Genomic DNA, 17865 nt, shown 5'->3' with positions numbered 1-17865 from the left:
ACCAAGTCTCACGTGCGTTCGACTTGAATTTTCTGTCAGCTGGTTATTTACCTAAATATGCCTTTAACAGTGCAAGCGTATTTCTGACTCCGTCTATATGAGAGCGCTCATAGTTGTGGGATGCATACACACCCGGTCCGATAAGTCCGTGGCGGATATCAAAGCCGCCGCGCAGGCTGGCTTCTACGTCAGAGCCATAATGCGGATATACGTCGATCGCATAGTCAAGACCGTTTGCTTTTGCAAGTTCGGACAGCTCTGTTACCAGATCATAGTTGTAAGGTCCACCGGAATCCTTTGCACAGATGGATACCATGCGCTCGGTACAACCCAGATCATCACCGACACAGCCCATATCCACGCAGATCATTTCTTCGGTATCTGCCGGGATGGAACTTCCGCCGTGTCCGACTTCCTCATAAACAGTAAATAATAAGGAAACTTTGCGATTCAAAGTAATTGTTTTCTCAGCCACTTCTTTTGCAATACCAAGCAGGATAGCAGCAGAAAGTTTATCATCCAGAAAACGACTTTTTATGTAACCGCTTGGAGTTACAACCGTGCGGGGATCCATTGCAATGATATCACCCACCTGTATGCCCAGTACTTTTACATCTTTCTCTGTACTTACATTCTCATCCAGCAGGATTTCCATATTTTCCTCTGTCGCTTCTACTTTCTGATCCGCTACGTGTGCGGACGGTTCCTTGTTTAATACGACACCTGTGTATACTTTTCCATCTCTTGTATGTACGGTGCAGTTTTCACCGTCAGCCGTGCACCACTGATGTCCGCCCAGTGTCGTCGGACGCAGGCGGCCGTTGCTCTTGATGGAACGCACCATGGCACCTAACGTATCTACATGAGCGGCCAGGATCAGCGGACTTCCTTCCCCACCGATTGTTACACAGACATTGCCCTTGCGGGAACGTTCCGGTGTAAATCCCATTTCTTCTAAGGTGGAAACCAGATACTGTGCCACTTCTTTTGTGAAGCCGGACGGACTTGGAATAGAGGTCAGAGCTTTCATCTGATCCGTAATAAAAGTAATCGTTGAATTTTCCATAATCGAACTCCTTAATTATATACTTTTAATTTTATGATGCCAGGGTCAAAAGCCTGAAACCACGATGTGCTTGCACAGGAGTGGTTTTATGGCTTAATGACCCGCCCTGATATGAGCATAAAAGTGGAGCGTCAGCTTCACGATATGCGAATATTGGGTAGAATTGTGGGAGTACGAAGTACGGAACAATTCGTACGGCATCTTTTGCCCCCAACATCATTTTACTCTGTTATTCTATAACGAAACAGAAAAATATTCCAGTACAAAAATAGGGCAGCGTCAGCTGTGGCACCGTTTGGAGTAAATGAAATGCGGATGCAGAAAAATGTCCGTGTCCGTGTGCATGTCCTCCGCCAGCCCTCCATTTCAGAAAAGTAAAATTATACAAAAAACCGTATTTTTCACTACGGACTTTTGCGTGTTTTTACCTTATTCTGAATATAATTCTGTAAGATAAGGACAAAAAGAGGAGAAGTGTACGCACATCGAAAACAGCTGTCCGAAAAATAAATACAAAAATTAGCTGTTTTGGTTGACCATTATGTAAAAAACAGGTATAATAAACAATATTGTCGACAATTTACAATAGTAAAGTGTTACAGAATTGTACAGAATTGGCGACAAAGTGACGTATGAGAATGAGAGAGGAAAGGTGTAAAAAATGGCAAAGTACACAGCACGAAGAGTCTTAATGGCGATTGTCACGGTGCTGGTAGTTGCATGTGTTACGTTTTTCTTGATGAACGCAATCCCGGGAAATCCGTGGTTATCTGAGAAAACTCCGACACAGGCCACTATCGACGCTTTAAATGCTAAATATGGACTTGACCAGCCCCTGATTGTTCAGTTGGGCAAATATCTCGGAAATCTTCTTCACGGAGATTTCGGTACATCAATCAAAATGCAGAAAAACCGTGCAGTTTTAGACATCATCAAAGATATGTTCCCAGTTTCTGCAAAAATCGGCGTATTTGCGCTTTTATGGGCAATTGCAGTCGGACTTCCGCTTGGATGTCTGGCAGCTTACAAAAGAGGTACATGGGTAGACAGCTTCCTTAGAGTTGTTTGTACAATCGGTATCTCCATGCCTGGATTCGTAGTCGCAACAATGCTGTTGCATACATTATGTGGGGGTATTCCGGGAGTAAAAGTTTTCCCGGCATTATTTGACGGAACACCAAAGAGTTATGTCCTGCCATGTCTGGCACTGGGATTTTACCCAATGTGTTATCTGTCAAGACAGACCAGAACAGCGATGCTTGATTCTATCAATCAGGAGTATATCAAGACTGCGCGTGCAAAAGGTCTGAAAAACAGCAAGATTATTTTCAAACATGCACTGAGAAATGCACTGATCCCGGTTATTACTTATCTGGGACCGCAGATTGCATTTACACTGTGCGGCGGTATGGTTGTTGAGCAGGTATTCTCTATTCCGGGACTGGGCCGTTACTTTATCCAGGCTATCCAGACCCGTGATTATCCGTTGATTATGGGAACCACTATTTTCCTGGCTTCCTTCATCATCATCATGAACCTGATCGTAGACCTGTGTTACAAACTGGTAGACCCGCGTATCAATCTGTCGAAGGGAGGAAACTAAGTATGTCTGGAAAGAAAAGATTTCAAAAGCCAGGCTCTCTTCAACCGAATATTGATGATATTTTAGAGTGGAGCAAATTACCGGAGGATGCATTTGATGCGGCAAGCTCACAGGAAAAAGCAGATTTTATCAAAGATCGTAAGAGTGTTTCCTACTGGGCAGATGCATGGCGTCGTCTTCGTAAGAATAAAGTGGCAATGGTTGCACTGGCAATCATCATTGCCATGGTTATTTTCGGATTTGTGGGACCGAGCCTGGTTCCATATACTTACAAACAGCAGGTGCGTGGTTCCGAGGCATTGCATCCGTGGCATTATACACTGGAAGACCAGCAGAAAATCAATGATTACATGGAAGAGAAAAATCAGACTGCAAACCTGACACCGGATGAGGCTGTCGAGAAAGCCAAAGCAGAAGCGGCCGCAAAAGGCAAAGAGTTATCCCGTATTGAGGAATCCAAGATTCGTGCGAAAGCAAATGTTTCTCAGTCAAAAGAGAGTGAGGAGCACGTGACGGAAGCCGAGGCTGCAAAAGCCCTGGGCATCAAGCATAAAGCATTTGGTTATTCCACACAGGAGCTTCAGAAAAAAGCAGACGGGGAGAAAGTATTCCCACATGTATTTGGTACCGATGACCAGGGACGTGATATCATGGTCCGTGTCATGGTCGGAACAAGAATTTCTATCATCGTTGGTGTATGTGCGGCAATTATCGTACTGATCATCGGTGCGTTATACGGATCCGTTTCCGGTTACTGCGGTGGCGCGGTAGATACCGTAATGCAGCGTATTGTTGAGATCATCTACTCCATTCCGGAGATGCTGATCATCCTGTTGCTTTCCGCAACTTTAAAACCGGCGTTGGAGCAGTTCCAGAACTCCGGTGACGGCCCGATGCAGAATCTGGTAACGATTCTCGGACCAAACCTGATCTCCATGTTTATCGCATTCGGTTTATTATACTGGGTAACCATGAGCCGAATCATCCGTGGACAGATCCTTCAGTTAAAACAGCAGGAATATGTAACAGCTGCCCGTGTCCTTGGCGCAAAAGGCGGACGTATCATTAGCAAGCATCTGCTTCCGAACTGTATTGGACAGATTATTACAACCACATTCCTGCAGATTCCATCCGCAATCTTCCTGGAATCCTTCCTTTCTTTCATCGGTGTAGGTGTATCTGCTCCGCTGACAAGTTTGGGATCTATGTGTTCTGAGGCTCTGAGTGGTCTGAGCACATATCCATACAGATTATTTATCCCGGCATTCATCCTGAGTCTTATGATTCTGGCTCTGAACCTGTTCGGTGACGGACTTCGCGACGCATTAGATCCGAAGTTAAAGAAATAAGGAGAGGAGGAGACGATATGGAACAGGAAAATAAAACAGATAAACTGTTAGAGGTCAGAGATCTCCAGGTCTCTTTCTTTACTCCGGCAGGAGAAGTCAAAGCAGTAAACGGAATTTCATATGACGTAAACTACGACGAAGTTATGGGTATCGTAGGTGAGTCCGGTTCCGGTAAAAGTGTGGAAGCATATTCTATCATCGGATTACTTCAGAATCCTGGTAAAGTAGTAGGCGGATCTATTACATTTGAAGGACAGGATATGCTCTCCAAGACAAAAGACGAAATGATCGCATTTCGTGGAAAAGAAGTAGCAATGATCTTTCAGAACCCGATGACTTGTCTGAATCCGGTATATACGATCGGAAATCAGCTGGTAGAGGCTCTGAAAGCACATGATAAAAGTGTCAGCAAAGAGGATGCTGAGAAGCACGCAATGAAAATGCTGGAAGAAGTAGGTATCAACAACGTTGAAAAACGTATGAAACAGTACCCGCATGAACTTTCCGGTGGTATGCGTCAGAGGGTTATGATCGCAATGGGTCTGATCTGCCATCCGAAGCTTCTGATCGCCGATGAGCCGACAACCGCTCTGGATGTAACCATCCAGGCACAGATTCTCGAACTGATGAAAAAACTTCAGAAGCAGAATCACATGGGTATTATTTTTATCACACATAACCTTGGTGTTGTTGCTGAGGTCTGTGACAAAGTATCCGTTATGTATGCAGGTAAAATGGTAGAGCAGGGACCGGTGGATGATATTTTCTATAATCCGGGTCATCCTTATACAAAAGGTCTGCTTCGTTCTATGCCGCGTGTAGATGCAGAAAGCTATGAGCGTCTGATCCCGATCGAGGGTTCACCGGTCGATATGCTGAATCCGCCGGAAGGATGTCCGTTTGCACCGCGTTGTGAACATGCGATGAAGATCTGCCTGCAGAAGATGCCGCCATATGTAGAGATGGGAGAAAACCATCATGCAGCATGTTGGCTGCGTGTACAGGATTGTCTGGCAGAAGCAAAAAAAGGTAATACTGAGACAGCGAATATTGAAAAAACGGAGGTAGACAGCCATGAGTGAGAAGAATGATGTACTCGTTCAGGTTGATCACCTGAAAAAATATTTCCCGGTTAAGGGATTAAAAGGACCTGGTGTACAGGCGGTAGAAGATATTTCTATCTTTATCAACCGCGGTGAGACACTTGGCCTCGTAGGAGAGTCCGGATGTGGTAAAACCACTCTGGGCCGTACGATCCTTCAGCTGCACGAGCCGACTTCCGGAAAAATTGTTTACGATGGTGAGACAATTTTCGAGGGACAGGATCCGTGGCAGAGAGATGCAGAAGGACAGTTACATCATGTAAAAGTCCCGAAGGCAAAACAGGCGAATATGCTTCCATACAGACGGAAAATGCAGATTATTTTCCAGGATCCTTCCGCAAGTCTGGATCCGCGTATGACAGTCGGAGAGATTATCGGAGAGGCACTTGATATTCATAAGCTTTTTCCGAATAAGCAGGACCGTACGGATCGTATCAAAGAGCTGCTTGGCAGAGTAGGATTGAATACAGAGCATGCAAACCGTTATCCGCACGAGTTTTCCGGTGGACAGCAGCAGCGTGTCGGTATTGCCCGTGCACTGGCTGTAAATCCTGAGTTTATCGTATGTGATGAGCCGATTTCCGCACTGGATGTTTCCATTCAGTCACAGGTAGTAAATATGCTGGAAGATATGCAGGAAGAGATGGGACTGACCTATCTGTTCATCGCACATGATCTTTCCGTTGTTCGTCATATTTCACACCGTATCGGCGTAATGTATCTTGGAACTATGGTAGAGCTGGCTGAGAGCTATGAGCTGAACCGCCATCCACTGCATCCGTATACACAGACACTGCTTTCTGCAGTACCTGTTCCGGATCCGGAGGTGAGCAGAAGCAGACAGCGTATCGTTCTGGAGGGAGATATTCCGTCTCCGATGAATCCGCCAAGCGGATGCCGTTTCCATACACGTTGTCCATATGCAATGGATAAATGTAAAGAATGCGTTCCGAAATTCAAGGAATATGAGAAAGGACACTGGGTGGCCTGCCATCTGTTAGAGCAGTAGAATACTGCCGTTGTCTTGTTTGAGACTGTTCTCACTTTTTGGTGGGAGCAATTGAAATTGGGTAATGCAGGGTAGTCCTGTTTTATCAATAAATTTATAAAGGAGAGTACTATGAAAAAGAGATTGGTATCAGTTGTATTAGTTGCAGCTTTCGCTTTTTCCATGCTTGCGGGCTGTGGAAGCGACAACAGCGCATCTAAAGACAACAAAAACAACACATCTGCAGAAGCAGAGAAGACAGCTTCCAAAGACGGTGATTTCAACCTCACTGTAAACTTCGCATCTGAGCCGATGACAATGGATCCGGCCCTGAACTCCTCCGTGGATGGAGCTGTCATGGCAAACCATTTATTCGAAGGTCTGATGAAATGGGAGAGCACAGGTGAGGAAGTTGAAGGTTCTGACGGAACATGCGATAGTGCAAAACTTACTTACGGTCAGGCTGAGAGCTATGACAAAACAGCAAATGATGATGGAACTGTAACATACACTTTCCACCTTCGTGATGGCATCAAATGGTCTGACGGAAAAGACGTTACAGCAAAAGATTTCGAGTATGCATGGAAACGTCTGGTTAATCCGGCTACAGCAGCAGATTACAACTACATGCTTGATTGTGTTGTAAATGCAAATGAGATTATGGCTGGTGAGAAAGATCCTTCTGAGTTAGCTGTAAAAGCAGTTGATGACAAGACATTTGAAGTAACTTTAACAACAGATCTTCCATATTTTGAAGAGCTGTGTGCATTCCCGGCTATGATGCCTGTACGTCAGGACATCATCGAGGCAAATGGAGATCAGTGGACATTTGATCCTTCTACATACATCTCCAATGGTCCATACAAACTGACAGAGTGGACACATAACTCACAGATCGTAATGGCAAAAGATGAGAACTATTACGATTATGAGAACCTTGGACCTGATACTCTGACTTTCAAACTGATGGATGATACAAACGCTATGCTTTCCGGTTTCAAATCCGGCGAGCTTGATTACATCCAGGAAGCTCCGCAGGCAGAACTTCCGAACCTGATCGCTTCCGGCGATATGAAGATCGTAGACTACCTTGGAACATATTATGTATGTTTCCAGACACAGAAAGCTCCGTTTGACAATCCGAAAGTACGTGAGGCATTCACACTGGCTGTTGACCGTAACTACATTGTTGATAAAGTAACTCAGTCCGGACAGGTTGAGGCTGGTGCATATGTACCAAGCGGTATCTCTGATGCTGAGGAAGGATCTGACTTCCGTAAAGAAGGTGGCGATTACTATGATCCGACTAAGGATGCTTACGAAGCAAACTGTGAGAAAGCCAGACAGCTCCTTGCAGAGGCTGGTTACCCGAACGGCGAGGGATTCCCGGTTGTAGAATATCTGTACAACACAAGTGATGCTCATAAAGCAGTTGCTGAAGCACTTCAGAATATGTGGGAGCAGGAACTTGGCGTAACTGTTACACTGAACAACCAGGAGTGGGCATCTTTCCTTCAGACACGTAAAAACGGTGATTACTCTATCGCACGTAACGGATGGATTTCTGATTACAATGATCCGGTTTCCTTCCTTGATATGTGGGTAACAGGCGGCGGAAATAACGACGCTCAGTACTCTAACCCGGATTACGATAAACTGATCGAGCAGGCAAAAGCTGAATCTGATCCTGCTGCACGTATGAAACTGTTACATCAGGCAGAGGACATCTTAGTAGGTCAGGATTACGTAGTTGATCCGCTGTACTTCTATACACAGAAATATATGCTGCGTGATGGAATCGAAGGCATGTACTACACACCACTGGGATACTTCTTCTTTGGATATTGTACACAGTCTAAGTAGTAAATGACATGAAAAGGAATCCTGCTTGCAGGATTCCTTTTTTTGAAATAAATGGAATGGTAAAATTTTAGTGAAAAGCATATGAGCAACGGGATCATGTTTTTTTCAATGGAATTTTATAAAAACATATAAATACATAGGAGCATTTGCTTTAGGAGGATTCAGTATGCGAGCTTATGAAAGATTATTAAATTATGTAAAAGTCTGGACGACGAGCGATGAGGAGAGTACCACTTCTCCGACTACGGCACGTCAGTTTGATCTGGCAAAGCAGCTGGTGGAAGAAATGAAAGGCATGGGTATTGAAGATGCCATGATGGACGAGTACGGATATGTATACGGTCATATTCCGGCGACTCCGGGTTATGAGAATTGTACTGCCATCGGCTTCCTTGCACATATGGATACCGCACCGGATTACAGTGGAGAGAATGTGAATCCGCAGATTATTGAAAATTATGACGGAAAAGATGTGGTTCTGGGCACTTCCGGCAGAACATTGACGGTAAAAGATTTTCCTTCATTAAAAAATATGACAGGGAAAACATTGATCACCACAGACGGAACCACATTACTTGGCGCAGACGACAAAGCAGGTATTGCTGAGATCATGACGGTTGCCGAGGAGTTATTAAAAGGTGATATTCCGCATGGAAACGTGTGCCTTGCTTTTACAACCGATGAGGAAGTAGGAAGTGGCGCCTGCCACATGGATCTGGAACGATTTGGTGCACCGTATGCCTATACGGTAGACGGTGGTCCGGAAGGAGAAATCCAGTTTGAAAACTTTAATGCAGCTTCTGCGGAGTTTGCCATTCATGGTGTCAATGTACATCCGGGCGAGGCAAAGGATATTATGGTTAATTCCATGAAAATTGCCATGGAGTTACAGGGTATGCTGCCGGAGCAGGAAGCACCGGAGCACACGGAAGGTTATGAAGGATTTTTCCACCTGATGGAAATGAACGGAAGTGTGGAAGAGACGACCATGAGCTATCTGATCCGTGAGTTTGATGCAGAAAAATACGAAGCACGTAAAGCTTTGATGCAGGAGATTACTGCAAAAATAAATGCAAAATATGGAGAGGGAACCGTAGAACTGAAACTGGAAGATTCTTACCGCAACATGCGTGAGATGATCGAGCCTTGTATGCAGCTGATCGATTTTGCAGTTCAGGCATGCAAAGATGCTGATGTGGAGCCGGATATCGCACCGATCCGCGGCGGTACAGACGGTGCACGTCTCAGTTTTGTCGGACTTCCGTGTCCGAACCTTGGAACAGGTGGTTATGGCTTCCATGGTGCGTATGAGCACATTACTGCAGAAGGCATGGATAAGTCTGCAGCAATTATAAAAAATATTATATCACAGTTCGCACACCAAATGTAGCAGTGGGAAAGAGTAGGAACATTTTATGGGTGCATTATTGTATCAGACGTTAAGAGAAAGTATTGTGGATGCCATCCGCAGTAAGATCTTTAACCATGAGATCAAGCCCGGACAGCGTATTGTGGAGCTGGAACTGGCGAAAGAATTTCATACAAGCCGGGGGCCGATCCGTGAGGCACTCCGACAGCTGGAAAATGAAGGCATCATTGTGTATGCGAGAAATGTAGGATGTTCTGTGAAAGAACTTTCTTTTCAGGACTCCTACGAAGTATATCTGCTGAGAACCAATTATGAGGTAGTCAGTGTCAGATTTTTACAGGGAAAGATCCCGGAGAAGTCCATGCAGCATCTGGAAGAGATTCTGAAACGTATGAAAAATCTGACGGCAGAGGAATTTGACCAGGTATTTGAATGTGATAATGAATTTCATGAAGAACTGGTAAAAATGTGTGGTATGCCACGGGTTCAGAAAGCGTGGAAAGAGCAGTACTACGGTAATCTTTTCGCCGGATATGATCTGGTGCAGGACAAAGAAGCTATCGCAAAACGGCAGTATGCATCGCATAAGATCATTTATGATGCATGTGTGGCAGGAGATTGTGAGGCAATCTGTAAAGCCATCAAAGGCCATTACTGGAGAACCATCGGTGAAATGATGCGTGAACAAAATGTAGATGCGCCAGATCTTGAGCGTGGCTGGGAGAGTGCGTTTTAAAAACCGGATAAATGATAAAAGTGTCTTATATAGTAAACAGGAAAAACAGTTTGTTTTGATAGAAGTGATTTCGTCAAGGCAGACTGTTTTTTGCTGTAAGAGAAAAGTTTCTTTCAAAAACCCACGATTTCCCAAAAGCGTTGCTTTTTAGACGAAAGCTGGAAGATGTGTGGTTGACTGTAAAATTTGATTTTCGTATAATATTTATTCGATACCAATAAATTTATCAAAAAAGCATGGAGCATAAAACAGGAGTGTGCAGAACAAATATGAAAAACGTACTGAAGATATTTCGAAGAGATTTGAAGCGGCTGCTCCGAAATCGTGCGGCAGTGATGGTACTGGGCGGCGTATGTCTGTTACCGTCGTTGTATGCATGGTTTAATATTGCAGCAAATATGGATCCCTATGGAAATACACAAGGCATTAAGGTTGCTGTGGCAAATTGTGATGAAGGTGCCGACACCGCGCAGATGTCGTTGAATGCGGGAGCCAGCATCATGGATAACCTGAAAGAAAACAAGAAACTTGGCTGGACTTTTGTGGATGAGGAGGAAGCCATTGAGGGAGTAAAATCAGGTGCTTACTATGCAGCCATTGTCATTCCGGAGAATTTCAGTGATTCACTGCTGAGTATTTTATCCGGAGACGTTAAGAAGCCGCAGCTGGATTACTATATTAATGAAAAGAAAAATGCCATTGCACCGAAAATCACAGATACGGGTGCCACGACATTGCAGCAGCAGATCAACGATACTTTTTCGTCCGTGGCTTCTGAAGCAATTTCAGAGATGGTCAGTACATCTGCCGGAAACCTGACAGTGGATGTGGACAATACCAATTCGGAATTGCTCAGTTCTATTTCTGCTGTGCGGGAGAATCTGACCGGTTATCAGAATGTGTTGGATCATTTCCGGGAAACAGTAGGAAGTTCAGATGTATTGATCCGGGATACCCTGTCTTCGTTGGAAAAGCTGAAGAAATCAGCAGCATCTGTATCTGATACGCTGGATCAGAGCACAGATCTGCTGGGTGAGAGCCGTAAGGCAGTTTCTGATTTTTCGTCGGTATTTTCTGACAGTCTGACGAGTGGGGATCTGTTTTTGAATGATGCATATATTACTGCATCGATCAAACTGGGAAATCTGGAATCGAAAGTGACACAGGTGAATACGTCTGTGGGTGGTGGCCTCGATTCAGTGACAGATTTAAATCAGAAAAATCAGCAGATTCTGGATGAACTTGCAAGATTGCAGGGAAGTATCGCAAACGATTCACAGATTTCTGCAGCAATCACAGAGCAGATCGCAAATCTGCAAAAGCAGAATCAGGAGATTGGCCAGGTGCTTGATTCCATGGATAAAAGCAATTCAGCCATCGCAGATATGGTAACTACTTCGCAAAATACCAGACAGAATCTGGAACAGATTATGGGAAACAGCCGGGATGATCTGAAAAAATACCGCAGTACTCTGACGCAGTCTACCGTTCCGCAGATCAGTCAGTCTCTGGATGGACTGGCAGCGGTCAGTGGAGAAATGTCTGCAACATTATCAGGAATCACACCGATGGTGGATCAGCTGAGCACGATGCTGCAGCAACTGCAGACCAGTCTGGATGACAGCGTGAATGCGCTGACCAAAACCGGTTCTGCACTGGAGAAGGTCGATGCGCAGCTGGAAACGGTACAGACGGATATTAAGGCAATGCAAAGTTCTGAGGCTTATCAGGAAATTTTAGAACTGGAAGGCATTGATGCCGAGGCTATTTCCGAGTTTATGGCATCTCCGGTGTCTATTAATTCTGAAGTGTTGTATGATGTGAAAAATTATGGAACCGGTATGACGCCGTTTTATACAAACCTTGCACTTTGGGTAGGCGGTCTTATTCTGGTATCAATTCTGAAACAGGAAGTGGATAAGGATGCAGAAGTATCTGATTTTTCCAATACCAGTGCATATTTCGGCAGATGGATGTTGTTTGTTGTACTTGCAGTGATCCAGGGATTTATCGTCTGCATCGGTGATATTGTATTGTTGAAAGTGCAGTGTGTACACCCGGTACTGTTTGTGGCAAGTGGCATGTTCTGTTCTTTTATCTATGTAAATATTATTTTTGCAATGGCACTTACCTTCAAGCATATTGGAAAAGCATTGGGTGTATTCCTGATCATCTTGCAGATCCCGGGCTCCTCCGGTACGTATCCGATTGAGATGATGCCGGGCTTTTTCAAAAAACTGAATCCGTTCCTGCCGTTCACGTATTCCATCCGTGGCATGCGTGAGTGCATCGCAGGATTTTACGAGAATACTTATGTGAAAAATATGGCAGTGATGTTTGTATTTTTAGCACTGGCGCTCTTTATTGGTCTTGTGCTTCGGCCGCTGTTGATGAATTTGAACCACCTGTTTGACCGTCGTCTGGAAGAGACAGAAATGATGGTCGGTGAGACCGCCGGCAGTGAAAGACAGCTTCCGCAGATGCAGCTGATGCTTGAAATCTTGATGCGGGATGATTTGACAAAACGTCGTTTTTTGGAAAAATCCGGAAAGTTTGAATTGAAATATCCGAAAATGGTGCGCATTGGATTCGCAGGAATCCTCGTGATTCCACTTGTATTTCTGATTTTATCCTTTGTATTACCGGCAAAATTTGTATTTCTGGTGCTCTGGATCATTTCCCTGATCGCACTGGTGGTTTATCTGATCTGTGTGGAGTATGTGCATGACCGTATTGTACGTCAGCTGGAGATGAGTGGACTGGAACCGGAAGAACTGGTAAAAAAGATTAAGGAGGGAGACATCTGATGAAAAATGTATGGAAAATCTTTCAGCGGGATATGATGCGTGTCCGTAATAATGTCATTGCGCTGGTTGTCATTATTGGTATCAGTGTCGTTCCCTGCCTGTATGCGTGGTTCAACATTGCAGCCAGCTGGGATCCGTATTCCAACACCGGAAATCTTAAGGTGGCTGTGGCCAGCGTGGATGAAGGATATGAGGGAAGTCTGATCCCGATTGAAATCAATATCGGTGATAAAGTGTTGTCTGCTTTGCGGGAAAATACCCAGATGGAGTGGGTGTTTACCACAGAGGAAAAAGCTACCAGCGGAGTGAAATCCGGAAAATATTATGCAGCGATCGTGATTCCGAAGGATTTCAGTAACAAGATGATGAGTGTTTTTTCTGAAAAGGTAGAAAAACCGGAGATTACCTATTATTCTAATGCCAAGGAAAATGCGATTGCACCGAAGGTAACAGATAAAGGAGCCGGTGCAGTGCAGCGTCAGGTAAATGAGGTATTTATCGAGACGGTTTCGGATACAACACTGACGGTACTGCAGGCAGTTTCCAATATGACACAGGCCAGTGGTGCGGAGACGATCGTGGATAATCTGAATACAAATCTGAATCAGATTGCCGGAGATCTGACAGCTTCTGCCGGTTTGCTGGAATCTTTCTCGGATATGACAGGTTCCGCGCAGAAACTGTTGAATTCTACTACGGAATTTCTGCAAACCGTACAACAGCAGACGAAGGAGAGCAGGCAGACATTTCAGGAGACATCAAAAACATTTTCCGGTCTGGATGATTCCATGGATGCGGCCGCAGACAGTGTCGGAACAGCACTGAAATCTGCAGAAAATGTGTATGATCAGATGGATCAGGTCATTTCAGGCGCCTTTTCTGATGAAAGTGCGGATGCACAGCAGATTGCATCCACGCTGGATACTCTGGCTGGTCAGGTTGGAAATGTGGTGACTGCCTATACTTCCGTCCGGGACTCTGTAGCAGCAGTCGCAGATAAATATCCGGAGACATCCCCACTTGTTGATGCAATTGTGGTTCGGATGGATACTTCCATTCAGCAGCAGAAAAATCTGCAAAGCAAATTACAGGACAGTGCAAAAGGCCTGCGGGATGCCACCACCGATCTTGGCACCGCACGGAATGAGTTAAAGGATCTGGTAGCAAAGAACCGGGAAAATATGTCCGGTATGTCTGCAAGTTATAAATCTTCGGTACAGAAATCATTAAATCAACTGTCAGCGTCCCTGACATCTTCCAAACAGGAGATTTCCAGTCTGTTGTCGCAGCTGGATCAGAGTGCCAACGGCATTTATAAACTGACGGATACGGCAGATTCTGATCTGTCAGAAATCCAGAAAGTGCTGGGAGATTCCGGTGAACTGCTGACGGAAGCTTCTGACAGGATTGCAGATACGACAGCTAAGCTGGATGAGATGGAAACGAGCGGAGATTTTTCCGAGCTGGAAGCTTTGATTTCCGGAGATAAATCTGCGATCAGTACATTTTTGGCAGCTCCTGTCTCACTGGATACGCACAAAATATATGAAATTGCTAATTACGGTTCTTCTATGGCTCCGTTTTATTCCGTATTGTCGATCTGGATCGGTGGTATCGTTCTGGTGGCAATGCTGAAAGTCAATGTATCTGAGAATTGCACGAAAGGATTAAAAAATGTCAAGCTGCATCAGATTTATTTTGGGCGTTTTATTACATTTATGATCGTTGGGTTATTCCAGAGTACATTGATCGCATTAGGTGATCTGCTCTATCTTGGGATTCAGTGTGAGCATCCATTTTTGTTTCTGCTGGGCTGCTGGTTCTCAAGCCTGGTATTTGTAAATATTATTTATACGCTGACGGTGTCTCTGGGAGACATTGGAAAAGCGGTCAGCGTCATTCTGCTGGTTGTGCAGGTAGCCGGAACCGGTGGAACCTTTCCGATAGAGGTAGCACCGTCCTTCTTCCGTGCGGTTTATCCGCTGCTTCCGTTTACACACAGTATGGCTGCGCTGCGGGAGACGGTGGGAGGCATGTATGGCATGAATTACTGGATCGATCTTGGAAAACTTGCAATATTCTTAGGTATTTCCCTGATCGTCGGTCTGGTGCTTCGCAAACCGATCATCAAGGCAAATGATGCTTTTACAGAAAAACTGGAAGAGACAAAACTTATGTAATGCTCCAAGTGGATGTAAATTTACGCAAAATGAATTTTTGAAAAAAATCCCCGTTGTTACTTAAAGATATAAGCAACAGCGGGGATTTCTTTGTCCCAATCGTTAAAAACCACAGGTGCATTTTTAAAAGTCATTTTCATGATCATTTATATAAGAAAGAATAAAAGCAATGTGCGCCTGGTAATCTTCACATTCGTTCTGCATAATGGAAACCGCTTTTTTTACTTTATTCAGTACCGTATTGCGGTGCTGGAAAATAGCGGTGGCTGTCTGGTTGATATTTCGCCCGTTTTTCAGAAATTGCATAAAAATATAACACAGATCGCCGTTGTGGGTCTCATCATACTGGCGGAGTACTTCGTAACAGGGGGAAGCAGCCATTTTTACCACACCGGTCTTTTTCAGCTCCTGCAGCAGATACTTGGCATAATAATCTGAGAACGAATAGAAGGACGGGGCAGGAGCTTCCTCTCCGGAGGTGCCAAGCGCAAGGGCTTCCCGGGCCTGTGCAGCAGCCGTAGGCAGATCCATCAGAGAGAAAAAGGTGTTGCTGATGCCACATTCAAACTGCCGGTTGCGGAAGTTTTTGCGGAAAATCGTCTGTTCTTCCGGAGCAAGAAAAGTGGCATAGGATTCATTCTCACTGTTATTTTTCAGTATGTATAAAGTATTCTGATAGACAAACGGTTTTAACTGCGGGATCGAAGTACGCAGATTCCAGCTGACAAAGGAAAATGGAAGCTCCTGTTCTCCGTTGTAGCGGATGACCGCGAGCATAAAGCGCCCATTCATGGTCAGATCGGGAATATAACCAAGCTGATCTTCAATCTGCTGCTGCGGGATCTCCGGGTGCTCTAAAATATCATGGAAGACCGGCTCATAAATCTCAGAAGAAGACCGGTTGGTAAAACGTTTCTGCTGGAAAAACAGCTGCAGGTTTTCGGTCACGATATTCATCAGATAGAGGTAATTTGTTCTCGGATGAACGGCACAATGAAAAATCAGTGCATAGCCAACGGTATGATTATTTGCTTTGAAGCGGTACATCATGCTGTAGTAGCAGTCATGGGTGGTCAGGCTGTACCAGCTGATCAGCGGATTTTCCGTCTGTTCTGAGGTGGAGATGAGTCCGTTCTGACGCAGGCGCTCCATGATCTGTGGTGTCACATAACCGGCAGACAGAATGGATTCCATGATCGGATCACTGACTTCCGGATTTTTGAGGTAACCAAGAATGGAGTAATTGCGATCCAGTACCACCATCGGGTGAACAAGAAAATCTCTGGACAGATTCAAAAGATCCTGCAGGGATTTCTGCTGGATCAGCATCAGATGAAAGTTTTTGTCCCAGACATCAAAATCATGAAAGATCTTCAGAATCCGATTGAACACAAGCGGAAAAGACTCATCGGTATATAAAAGAACCATGGAAAGGCCGGATGGAAAATCTGATACATGGAGTTTTTCATCCTGACAGATACACAGGAACGTACAGTTTGACTGGAAATCCTGGTCTGAAGTTCTGTTTAAAGCAGTTAAAAGCACCTGATCCGCAACCAGATAGAGTTCATTTTCATAAGTTCCGGCAAGCTGCGTCTGGTCAAAAAGCTGTACACCGTCAAAGCTGCAGGTCAGATCAATATTCTGGTTTTCATATATGCTGTTGGCAGAAAGCTGATATAAAAGTACGTTTAATGGTATCCGCATCGTGGTTCTCCTTTGTAAAAAACATATGCGCTCATTATATCACGATATGCAAATGTGTGAACAGCATAATTTCAAAGTGCATTTTTGTTTTTTCTGACATACAAAGAGGGGATGCATTGTATTAATATAGATACAAAAGTATAAGGAATATAAATGGGAGGTATAATCATGAACTTTTTTACACCGGCCGAAGTGGCCCAAAATTACATTGCAACCGGAAAAAGTAAGGTCAATACACCGATTCCGAAAATGATCATTCTTGCAATCCTGGCAGGTGCATTTATCGGATTCGGAGGTGTCGGAGCAACTACCGTGGCAGTGTCCATCACAGAACCGTCTCTGGGTAAATTCATCGGAGCCTGTGTATTCCCGGGTGGACTGACGATGGTTCTGATTGCTGGAAGTGAACTATTCACCGGAAACTGTCTGTTGACGATCCCGCTTCTGGAGAAGGAGATCACTGTAAGCCAGATGCTGAAAAACTGGGTGATCGTGTACATCGGTAACCTGATCGGCGGAATCCTGGTAGGTGCAGGCGTTGCGTTTAGTCATCAGCCGTCTCTGTTTGGAAATGGAATGGCCGTATCGGTATTATCTACGGCAGTAAGTAAATGTTCCATGCCATTTAGTGATGCATTTATCAAAGGCATTCTCTGTAACTTTCTGGTATGTACCGCTGTATGGATTTCCTTTGCGGCAAAAGAAGTAGTCAGCAAGATCGTGGGGCTGTTTTTTCCGATTATGATGTTTGTGCTCTGTGGATTTGAGCATAGTATCGCAAATATGTATTACATCAGTGCAGGCCTTTTTGCAAAAACAAATGCAGCTTATGTACAGGCTGCCACAGATGCAGGAGTGGATCTGACAAATCTGACCTGGGGCAATTTCTTTGGTAAAAATCTGCTGCCGGTTTCCCTGGGAAATATCATAGGCGGTGCAGTCTGTATCGGATGTGTGTACTGGTTTATTTATCTCAGAAAAAATAAGGCAGATGCTTAAGAACAGAACGACAAAAATGTATGGATTGCACAAATTCAGATACAAAATTGTGCTTTTGCCATATGCTGAGAGCACAATTTTTTCGTTATAATAGA

Annotated in this window: 12 protein-coding genes; 10 read left to right on the top strand and 2 right to left on the bottom strand. The window is 44.6% G+C overall.

Features of this window, described 5'->3' with window-relative positions; genetic code table 11:
- Window positions 1–43: 43 nt before the first annotated feature.
- Window positions 44–1066 (bottom strand): M42 family metallopeptidase, encoded by a 1023-nt coding sequence (locus HMPREF0373_RS01235; protein ID WP_021737726.1) that lies wholly within the window; start codon window positions 1064–1066, stop codon window positions 44–46.
- A gap of 661 nt (window positions 1067–1727) precedes the next feature.
- On the opposite strand from HMPREF0373_RS01235, the gene HMPREF0373_RS01230 reads away from it, so the two are divergent.
- The 9 genes from HMPREF0373_RS01230 to HMPREF0373_RS01190 all read left to right on the top strand — a co-directional run bounded on the left by HMPREF0373_RS01230 (window position 1728) and on the right by HMPREF0373_RS01190 (window position 15064).
- Window positions 1728–2669, top strand: coding sequence for an ABC transporter permease (locus tag HMPREF0373_RS01230; protein ID WP_021737724.1), 942 nt, complete (start codon window positions 1728–1730; stop codon window positions 2667–2669).
- A 2-nt stretch (window positions 2670–2671) separates the two neighbouring features.
- Window positions 2672–4018 carry an ABC transporter permease gene (locus HMPREF0373_RS01225; protein ID WP_021737723.1) on the top strand — a complete coding sequence of 449 codons (1347 nt, stop codon included), beginning with the start codon at window positions 2672–2674 and terminating at the stop codon, window positions 4016–4018.
- A gap of 17 nt (window positions 4019–4035) precedes the next feature.
- Window positions 4036–5100, top strand: coding sequence for an ABC transporter ATP-binding protein (locus HMPREF0373_RS01220; RefSeq protein WP_021737722.1), 1065 nt, complete (start codon window positions 4036–4038; stop codon window positions 5098–5100).
- Entirely contained in the window at window positions 5093–6130 is a 1038-nt protein-coding gene (locus tag HMPREF0373_RS01215) for an ABC transporter ATP-binding protein (RefSeq protein ID WP_021737721.1), read from the top strand. The genes HMPREF0373_RS01220 and HMPREF0373_RS01215 overlap by 8 nt, the downstream gene beginning before the upstream one ends.
- 111 nt (window positions 6131–6241) lie before the next feature.
- Window positions 6242–7972, top strand: coding sequence for a peptide ABC transporter substrate-binding protein (locus HMPREF0373_RS01210; protein WP_021737720.1), 1731 nt, complete (start codon window positions 6242–6244; stop codon window positions 7970–7972).
- A 166-nt stretch (window positions 7973–8138) separates the two neighbouring features.
- Window positions 8139–9362, top strand: a complete 1224-nt coding sequence (gene pepT, locus HMPREF0373_RS01205; RefSeq protein ID WP_021737719.1) for a peptidase T — start codon at window positions 8139–8141, stop codon at window positions 9360–9362.
- Between the two features lie 25 nt (window positions 9363–9387).
- A complete protein-coding gene (locus tag HMPREF0373_RS01200; protein WP_021737718.1) occupies window positions 9388–10077 on the top strand; it encodes a GntR family transcriptional regulator in 690 nt (229 codons plus the stop codon).
- Between the two features lie 269 nt (window positions 10078–10346).
- Complete coding sequence (locus HMPREF0373_RS01195) at window positions 10347–12884, top strand: YhgE/Pip domain-containing protein (protein WP_044962542.1); 2538 nt, start codon at window positions 10347–10349, stop codon at window positions 12882–12884.
- On the top strand, window positions 12884–15064 hold the full coding sequence (locus HMPREF0373_RS01190) for a YhgE/Pip domain-containing protein (protein ID WP_021737716.1): 2181 nt from the start codon (window positions 12884–12886) through the stop codon (window positions 15062–15064). Before HMPREF0373_RS01195 ends, HMPREF0373_RS01190 begins: the two co-directional genes overlap by 1 nt.
- A gap of 123 nt (window positions 15065–15187) precedes the next feature.
- On the opposite strand, the gene HMPREF0373_RS01185 is transcribed toward HMPREF0373_RS01190, so the two are convergent.
- A complete protein-coding gene (locus tag HMPREF0373_RS01185) occupies window positions 15188–16771 on the bottom strand; it encodes a helix-turn-helix domain-containing protein (protein WP_021737714.1) in 1584 nt (527 codons plus the stop codon).
- Between the two features lie 168 nt (window positions 16772–16939).
- Here HMPREF0373_RS01185 and HMPREF0373_RS01180 point away from each other — a divergent pair, with 168 nt between their 5' ends.
- A complete protein-coding gene (locus tag HMPREF0373_RS01180; protein ID WP_044962541.1) occupies window positions 16940–17770 on the top strand; it encodes a formate/nitrite transporter family protein in 831 nt (276 codons plus the stop codon).
- The last annotated feature ends 95 nt before the right edge of the window (window positions 17771–17865 follow it).

Origin of the sequence: Eubacterium ramulus ATCC 29099 (genome assembly GCF_000469345.1) — a bacterium.
Lineage (GTDB): Bacteria > Bacillota > Clostridia > Lachnospirales > Lachnospiraceae > Eubacterium_I > Eubacterium_I ramulus.
Note: the sequence above shows the minus strand (reverse complement) of the source record. Positions and strands in the feature narration are given on the sequence as shown.

What these genes read in the sequence shown, in the direction of transcription:
- HMPREF0373_RS01235 (WP_021737726.1), bottom strand. Translation starts at nt 1,066, where the DNA reads ATGGAAAATTCAACGATTACTTTTATTACGGATCAGATGAAAGCTCTG.
- HMPREF0373_RS01230 (WP_021737724.1), top strand. Translation starts at nt 1,728, where the DNA reads ATGGCAAAGTACACAGCACGAAGAGTCTTAATGGCGATTGTCACGGTG.
- HMPREF0373_RS01225 (WP_021737723.1), top strand. Translation starts at nt 2,672, where the DNA reads ATGTCTGGAAAGAAAAGATTTCAAAAGCCAGGCTCTCTTCAACCGAAT.
- HMPREF0373_RS01220 (WP_021737722.1), top strand. Translation starts at nt 4,036, where the DNA reads ATGGAACAGGAAAATAAAACAGATAAACTGTTAGAGGTCAGAGATCTC.
- HMPREF0373_RS01215 (WP_021737721.1), top strand. Translation starts at nt 5,093, where the DNA reads ATGAGTGAGAAGAATGATGTACTCGTTCAGGTTGATCACCTGAAAAAA.
- HMPREF0373_RS01210 (WP_021737720.1), top strand. Translation starts at nt 6,242, where the DNA reads ATGAAAAAGAGATTGGTATCAGTTGTATTAGTTGCAGCTTTCGCTTTT.
- pepT (WP_021737719.1), top strand. Translation starts at nt 8,139, where the DNA reads ATGCGAGCTTATGAAAGATTATTAAATTATGTAAAAGTCTGGACGACG.
- HMPREF0373_RS01200 (WP_021737718.1), top strand. Translation starts at nt 9,388, where the DNA reads ATGGGTGCATTATTGTATCAGACGTTAAGAGAAAGTATTGTGGATGCC.
- HMPREF0373_RS01195 (WP_044962542.1), top strand. Translation starts at nt 10,347, where the DNA reads ATGAAAAACGTACTGAAGATATTTCGAAGAGATTTGAAGCGGCTGCTC.
- HMPREF0373_RS01190 (WP_021737716.1), top strand. Translation starts at nt 12,884, where the DNA reads ATGAAAAATGTATGGAAAATCTTTCAGCGGGATATGATGCGTGTCCGT.
- HMPREF0373_RS01185 (WP_021737714.1), bottom strand. Translation starts at nt 16,771, where the DNA reads ATGCGGATACCATTAAACGTACTTTTATATCAGCTTTCTGCCAACAGC.
- HMPREF0373_RS01180 (WP_044962541.1), top strand. Translation starts at nt 16,940, where the DNA reads ATGAACTTTTTTACACCGGCCGAAGTGGCCCAAAATTACATTGCAACC.